Annotated in this window: 7 protein-coding genes; 3 read left to right on the top strand and 4 right to left on the bottom strand. The window is 64.2% G+C overall.

Translation table 11 applies throughout. The features are described from left to right. Window positions 1-130 precede the first annotated feature (130 nt). The 4 genes from FHW97_RS16660 to FHW97_RS16645 form a co-directional block, all read right to left on the bottom strand. Entirely contained in the window at window positions 131-946 is an 816-nt protein-coding gene (locus FHW97_RS16660; protein WP_171799294.1) for a hypothetical protein, read from the bottom strand. Between the two features lie 88 nt (window positions 947-1,034). Beyond that, entirely contained in the window at window positions 1,035-1,532 is a 498-nt protein-coding gene (locus tag FHW97_RS16655; protein WP_022677395.1) for a DUF3237 domain-containing protein, read from the bottom strand. A 19-nt stretch (window positions 1,533-1,551) separates the two neighbouring features. Next, window positions 1,552-3,666, bottom strand: a complete 2,115-nt coding sequence (locus FHW97_RS16650) for a PQQ-dependent dehydrogenase, methanol/ethanol family (protein ID WP_255476528.1) — start codon at window positions 3,664-3,666, stop codon at window positions 1,552-1,554. Window positions 3,667-4,052: 386 nt separating this feature from the next. Next, window positions 4,053-4,910, bottom strand: a complete 858-nt coding sequence (locus FHW97_RS16645) for a hypothetical protein (protein WP_171799292.1) — start codon at window positions 4,908-4,910, stop codon at window positions 4,053-4,055. A 132-nt stretch (window positions 4,911-5,042) separates the two neighbouring features. Here FHW97_RS16645 and FHW97_RS16640 point away from each other — a divergent pair, with 132 nt between their 5' ends. The 3 genes from FHW97_RS16640 (at window position 5,043) to FHW97_RS16630 (ending at window position 6,818) form a co-directional block, all read left to right on the top strand. Then, window positions 5,043-5,432: a nuclear transport factor 2 family protein gene (locus tag FHW97_RS16640; RefSeq protein ID WP_107717030.1), complete on the top strand. Its 390-nt coding sequence runs from the start codon at window positions 5,043-5,045 to the stop codon at window positions 5,430-5,432. 11 nt (window positions 5,433-5,443) lie between these two features. Further along, entirely contained in the window at window positions 5,444-6,184 is a 741-nt protein-coding gene (locus FHW97_RS16635) for an SDR family oxidoreductase (protein ID WP_171799291.1), read from the top strand. 199 nt (window positions 6,185-6,383) lie between these two features. Beyond that, the gene (locus FHW97_RS16630) at window positions 6,384-6,818 is read left to right on the top strand and encodes a GxxExxY protein (protein ID WP_171799290.1); all 435 of its coding nucleotides are present in this window, start codon (window positions 6,384-6,386) and stop codon (window positions 6,816-6,818) included.

Below are 6,818 nucleotides of genomic sequence, written 5' to 3'. Positions count from 1 at the left end.
TGCGTCAGTCGCTTACATTTGCTTTGTCGGACCCATCCTATTCCGCGCGCGGAAGCCGACAAAGCGATAGTTTCATTTATGGGTTCACGGCCTAAGTCGTTCCCCTCACCATTGAACCTGTCCACACGTCCTAATCAACCGCGTTGCGCCGCCCCAGGATGCGCTCGAACGGCAGGCTGACGATGGCCTTGACGATCGTGGTATCGGCATTGGTGCCATAGCCGTGGCCAACCCCCAGGTTGAGCGCCCAGCGCCCCAGGTCCACGTCGGCCACGGCAAAGATCGACTGGTCGCTGCCGTGCAGGTTGCCGAAATGGGCAAAGCTGCCCGTGCCGTTATAGCTTTCGATGCCCAGCGAGACCTTCTTCGTCATCGCATAGGCGACGCGGGTGTCGAACTCGACTTCAGGCGAATGGCCAACCGGGCCTGACACCACGAAATCGACGTTGGCGTTTTCGGCCAGGGTCCACTTGCCCAGCCGCGCCCCGACGATACCTTTCAGCTCGGCATTCCACGGATTGATGTCGAGGTTGTGATCGACGTGGCCGATCTCGAAATTGGCGCCCCACCACCAGTTCTGTCCGGGCCGGCGCGGCGCGATGAACTTGAGCCGGGTCTTGACCCCGCCGGGATCGAGCCGGCCCTGCCCATCGAGCGTGGCCAGCGGCAGATAGAGCCCCGCTTCCAGATAGGGCGTGATGCCATAGGAAAATTCGGGGGTGACGCGCAGGCGGTGCAGCGCCTGCTGCGCGCCGACATAGTCATCGGTGGTGGTGCCATCGGCCACATAGTTGATGTGGGTATCGAGGCCGAAATGGCCAGGCTGGTCCATCTCGTCCATATAGACTTGGATTTCCTCTGGCGCAGCCAGGGCCGGCTGCGTTGCCAACGCCCCGCCCGCCATCGCTGCCAGGGCCACACCCTGCTTCACCACACGCCACGCCATGCCACACGCCCCTCAAAGGAGCGCCGCCGATAGCAAAGCGGCCATCGCGAAGATAATTACAAAATGCCAACGTGCCCCTGTGGGCCGCTCACGTCAGCGCGTAATACTTTACGTGGTTGCCATCCGGGCGCCGCTCGCCCACGCCGATGAACACGTGCCGCGTCAGCCAGTCGTGCGGGCCCTTGCTGGTCTCGAACGTGGGCTGGGCGCGCAGATAGTACTCGGCATGGGGAACCGGCGCGCCGCCGGCAAAGGCCCAGGCGCGCAAGCGATCCATCGTGCCGGCCTCGCGCCCCCACAAAAAGCCCTTGTTTTGCATGTAGATCAGCGTGCCATCGTCCACTTCCAGCACATAGCGCGCATCGAACACGGCGGTGTCATCGCTGCGGAAGAAGGCATAGTCCCCGCCCGAATTGGGCACCGCCCGGCCTTTGAGGCGCGGCCCTTCGAACACGCCTTCGTCGACATAGACCGCGCTGCGCATGCCGCCGCTGGGCAAGTCGGGGATCATCTGCACCCGCGTGAATTTCAGCGTGCAGGCAAAGGCAAATTCCAGGCGGGGATTGTCGAGCGTGGAAAAGTCCATGAGAAGCGGCCCGTTCGGTTCAATAGTTGGAAAGGATGGTCAGGCTCGGCCCGTCGAGCGGCTTGCCGGCCTTCTGCTTGGCCAGTTCATCGGCCCGCGTCTTGCCCTGCAGATCGATCAGGTAGGCATGGATCGCATCGGCATCATCGGGGCGCAAGACATCGTCCCAGCGTGGCATGCCGGCCGGCAGCAGCGCGCCTTCCAGCACGATCTGCCTGAACGCCTCGTGCGTGCCGGGCTGCATGCGGCGCAGGTCTGGCGCCATCGAGCGGTGGATATTGGCATGGCAGATCGCGCAGTTGGCAAAGAACAGCCCCTGCCCGCGCGCGATCGTGGCTGCCGTCACCCCCGGCGCCTGGGCCGGCGGCGGCGGCACTACCTCCAGCGGGGGTAGCAGCGGCGGCAGCGGCACTTTGCCCCCGTCCAGGCGGAACACCAGCAGCCGGTTCTGGTTGCCGCGGCTATAGGCGGCCGAATAGCGCGGGGTGAACGCCCAGCCGCCCCCGCCCCAGCCAGCCTGCACGGCAATGTATTGCACGCCGCGTACGGCATAGGTGATCGGCGCGGCCATGATCGGGCTGCCGGTCTCGATCGTCTTCAAGACGGCGCCATTGCGCGCATCGCGCACCACCAGCTTGCCCGAAAGCGTGCCCTGCACGATCAGCCCCGATGCCGTGGCCAGCACGCCGCCACGGTCCTGCCAGCCTTCGCTGTCCACCGCCCACACCGTCTTGCCGGTAAGCGGATCGATCGCGCGCAACTGGCTCTTGCCGGGATCGGCCTTGGCCTGCGCATAGGCCGGCAGCGCCTTGACCGCCTGCGCCATCGGCGGCGGCAGCGTTTCCGTGGCCGCCACCACATCGGGGGTAAAGATCAGCGCGGCATCGTTGTTGAGCGCGCGGGCGCGATAGGGCTTGGCGCCGGGCGTCATGAAGATCAGGTTGCCGATATCGGCCACCGATCCGTAATAGAGGCCGGTCTGCGGGCTATAGGCCGCCGGAAACCAGTTGCGCGCCCCCACGGTGGAGGGAAACACGATCTTGGGCCCATCGGTATAATCTGCAGCTTCCCGGTTCAGGATCGGCTTCATCGTGCCCGGCTCAAAGCCCTTGATCCAGTTGGCGCGCGCAATGGCATTGGCGCGCAGCACCTGGCCGGTCTTGCGATCGATCACATAGAGGAAGCCGTTCTTGGGCGCATGCAGGATCACCCCGCGCGTCTGTCCGTCCACCGCCATGTGCGTCAGGATCATCGGCTGGGTAGAGGTGAAATCCCAATTGTCTTCGGGCGTTTCCTGGTAATACCAGACCATCCGCCCGGTCTTGGGGTCCAGCGCCACGAGCGAGCCGAGATAGAGGTTGTCGCCCCCGGCGGGCGACCGTTTTGACCGCGCATAAGGCCCGCCATTGCCGGTGCCGACCAGGACATAGCCGGTTTCAGGATCATAGTTGATCGCATCCCACGGCGCGCCGCCGCCGCCCACGTCCCAGCGGCTCTTGGGGTCCCAGGTCTTGAGCGCGGCTTCCAGCTCCGGCGTTTCCTGCGGGCCGAGCGCGGGATCATGCGGCACCACGTGCCAGCGCCAGCGGATCGCCCCGGTCTTGATATCGAGCGCCGTGACATAGCCGCGCACGTCATACTCCGCGCCGCCCATGCCGATGACCACCAGATCGCCGGCCACTTCGGGTGCGCCGGTGGAATTGTCGCCGCGCTTGCGGTCCTCGATGAAATCGGTCTTCCACACCACGGCGCCGGTCTTGGCGTCGAGCGCGTACATCCACCCGTCGAGCGCAGCGATGAACACCTTGCCGCCTGATACGGCCAGCCCGCGGTTGACCATGTCGCAACACGCGGTGCGGTTGCGCTGCATGTCCACCTCCGGCTCGAACCGCCAGAGTTCGCGGCCACTTGCCGCGTCATAGGCATAGGCGCGCCCGGCATTGCCGGCGACATAGAGTACCCCGCCCACCATCACCGGGCTGGCTTCCTGCCCGCGCGCGGTGCCAAGGTCTGCTTCCCAGGCCAAGCCCAGCCGCGCCACGTTGGCCGGGTTTATGGCATCGAGCGTAGACCAATGCATCTTGCCCGCGTCCCCGCCCGGCTCGATCCACTCGCTGCCCGCGCCTTGCGTCAGCGGCGCGGCGGCAGGGAGCGCCAGACTGGCGGCGATGAGTACAGCGAGGTTGCGCCAGCGCCCTCTGCCAAACCCCAGGCGAACGGAGACGGCGTTCTTCTCCCCCTCCTCTTCAGAGGAGGGGGTCGGGGGGTGGTGGATGCCTGGCGTCAGATGTCCACCACCCCCGGCCCCTCCTCTAAAGAGGAGGGAAGAGTGGGCCAGCTTCCGCCCGTCCCCGTTCGGGCTGAGCCTGTCGAAGCCCCCCGCATGCTGTGTCACACGAAGCCACGAAGGCACGAAGGAAGATGCATGCCTATCTGCCTGCGCCGCCGTGCCGCCTTCTTCGTGCCTTCGTGGCTTCGTGTGGGAACTTATCCCCCGCAACCATCCCCAAACCCCGCGCATCACAGCGCATCCCATGGGCTGGGCATGCGATAGGGCACGGTGATGAAATTGGCTTCGATCTGCTCGATCATGCCATGGTCGATCTTGAACAGCTCGGAGATGTAGAAGCTGTGCGGCCGGCGTACCGGGCTTTTCACGGTGCGGCCATCGGTCAGCTGATACTCATCGATCCGCCCGGAATGATCGATGAAGCCAAACGCCAGCACCAGCCCGCGCTCCTCGTCCACCACGGGAAAGCGCCGCGCGCGCAGTTCGTCGTCATAGCGATAGTTGCCCATGCGGAACTGCTCTTCGCAGCCCAGCGCCGATACCGGCACGATCTTGGCAAATTCGGGGTTGCGCGTGGTCTGCACGCCGTTTTCCACCCGCTGGCAATCGGGGTGGAACCGGGTGTGGATCGTACCATCGTTGCGCTGCAGCGTGTCGAAATAGCCGTTGGACAGCCGCACCATCTCGGCCCGATCGACCGGGCTTTCCGGCTCGCGGTGCAGGATCGGCTTGTCCCAATAGCGCGGGTTTTCAAACTTGATGCCGCTGTCTGACTGGCGCACGATCAGCAGCTCGGCCTCCGCCACCTCGCCCGCCTCGTTCAGGGCCAGCCGCACGGTCAGTGCCGATTCCTCGATCGCCTCGATCAGCGTGCCGAAATAGCCGACCTGGCGGGTGCGCACATCGGCAAAGCGCAGGCGATAATCGCCCAGCCCCTGCACCGTGCCCCACACGCCATCGTCGGTGGCCAGCATGACATTGTTTTCGGAAAACAGCGCATCGCTCGCCCAGTTGACCTGGGCCGAAGCCCCTTGGCCGAGGGCAGCCAGAAAGGCATCGAGTGCGGCATAGAGGGCCTCGCGGTCCATCGTCTCTCCCTTTTCGCGGCCTTGGGGCAACAAGCCTTTGACGCGGTTATGCAACCGACATATCCTATCAATTGTTATAATGAAAGGGGGGAGATACCCTCTTGCCGCAGATGCAGCCCGGGAGAAATGCCGATGTCCAGAACGCCCGCCGAACAGGCCCTGCTCGATCGCGTGCTGGCGATGTACCACGATGTGCTGATCGCGATGGATAGCGGTGCGGTCGATCGCTACATCGCGCCCAGCTATGTCCAGCACAGCTCGCTGGCAGAGCCGGGCGTGCCCGCGCTCAAGGCCTTTCTCGACCGCGTCCGCCACGAATCGCCCGATGCGCGGCAAACCATCCATCGCAGCTTCGTCGATGGCGACCACGTCGTGGTGCACACCCACGTGCAGCGCTGGCAGGGCGATCCCGGCTTGGCCGTGGTCGATATCTTCCGGTGCGAAGATGACATGATCGTGGAGCACTGGGACGTGATCCAGGACGTGCCGACCGCACCGGTCAATCCCCTGCCGATGTTTTGAAAGGCCCCACGATGCGCTTTGACAACACCTGCGTCGCTATCCTCGGCGGCAATTCCGGCATCGGCCTTGCAGCCGCGCGCCAGTTCGCGGCAGAGGGCGCGCGCCTGGCGCTGACCGGCCGCAACCCGCAAACCCTGCACGAGGCGGCCGAGGAACTCGGCGCGCTGGCGGTGCGCGCCGACATGGGCGATGTGGAGCAGACCCGCGCTGCCCTGGCCGAGATCGAGCAAGTGCTGGGCGGCATCGACGTGCTGTTCGTCAACGCCGGCGTCGGCGGCTTTGCCATGGTGCCCGAGGTGACCGAGACGTTCTGGGACGATATCCACACCGTCAACCTGCGCGGCGCGTTCTTTGCGATCCAGCATGCGCTGCCGCTGATGCGCGATGGCGGCGCCATCGTCATCACCGGCTCGATCGGATCGCTTGCCGCCGTGCCGGGCAACGTTGCCTATGCCGCCGCCAAGGCAGGCCTGCGCGCCATGGCGCGGATCGTGGCCAAGGAACTCCTGCCCCGCCGCATCCGCGTCAACCTGATCAGCCCCGGCCCCACCGAGACCGAAATCTTCAAGCGCGATGCCAGCCCCGAACAGATCGCCGGCATGCGCGACATGCTCTCGGCCGTGGTGCCGATCGGCCGCATGGGCACAGCCGAAGAAGTCGCCAGCGCCGCGCTGTTCCTGGCCAGCCGCGAGGCCAGCTTCATCAACGGCGTCGATCTCTATGTCGATGGGGGGTGTCTGGAGTTGGGGTGAGACGCGGAGTCTTTAACGATTATTTTCACACGAAGCCACGAAGGCACGAAGAAGTGAAAGACGGATATCCGGCTCCGCCGGAATTATTAAATTTCTTCGTGTCTTCGTGTCTTCGTGTGAAAAATCCAAAAAATGCCGAATGCCAAAATGGCAGCATCCATGCTTTACGAATTTCCCCAAATCACCGACCGTCGCAATCATGCACAATCTCAGCGCCTCGGCAGATTTGGAGAAGCTGGCTACCACGGTGATTGATTGCGGATACAGGCTGCATGTCGAACTCGGCCCAGGCCTGCTGGAGTCCGTTTACGAAACAATCCTGTGTCACATGCTTGAACAACGCGGATTGCAGGTCCGCCGGCAGCAGATGATACCCGTGGTATGGCAAGGAATACATCTGGGCGATGGTTTCCGTGCCGATCTGATCATCAACGATGCCTTGCTGGTCGAGGTTAAATCGGTCGAGAAATGCGCCCAGGTGCATGGCAAGCAAGTGCTGACTTATCTGCGCCTGCTCGCCATGCCTCTTGGCCTGCTTCTCAATTTTGGCGGCGCCACCTTCCGCGAGGGCGTGCGCAGAATTGCCAACGATTATTATGGCGTGTGGCAACAGGACGGAAAGACCCGCGCGTGA

This window comes from Novosphingobium sp. SG754 (assembly GCF_013149315.1).
Lineage (GTDB): Bacteria > Pseudomonadota > Alphaproteobacteria > Sphingomonadales > Sphingomonadaceae > Novosphingobium > Novosphingobium capsulatum.
This window is presented reverse-complemented; position numbering and strand designations above follow the sequence as displayed.

Bases quoted from the DNA above. Each gene is read 5' to 3' on its own strand.
- FHW97_RS16660 (WP_171799294.1), bottom strand. From the start codon at position 946: ATGGCGTGGCGTGTGGTGAAGCAGGGTGTGGCCCTGGCAGCGATGGCG.
- FHW97_RS16655 (WP_022677395.1), bottom strand. From the start codon at position 1,532: ATGGACTTTTCCACGCTCGACAATCCCCGCCTGGAATTTGCCTTTGCC.
- FHW97_RS16645 (WP_171799292.1), bottom strand. From the start codon at position 4,910: ATGGACCGCGAGGCCCTCTATGCCGCACTCGATGCCTTTCTGGCTGCC.
- FHW97_RS16640 (WP_107717030.1), top strand. From the start codon at position 5,043: ATGTCCAGAACGCCCGCCGAACAGGCCCTGCTCGATCGCGTGCTGGCG.
- FHW97_RS16635 (WP_171799291.1), top strand. From the start codon at position 5,444: ATGCGCTTTGACAACACCTGCGTCGCTATCCTCGGCGGCAATTCCGGC.
- FHW97_RS16630 (WP_171799290.1), top strand. From the start codon at position 6,384: ATGCACAATCTCAGCGCCTCGGCAGATTTGGAGAAGCTGGCTACCACG.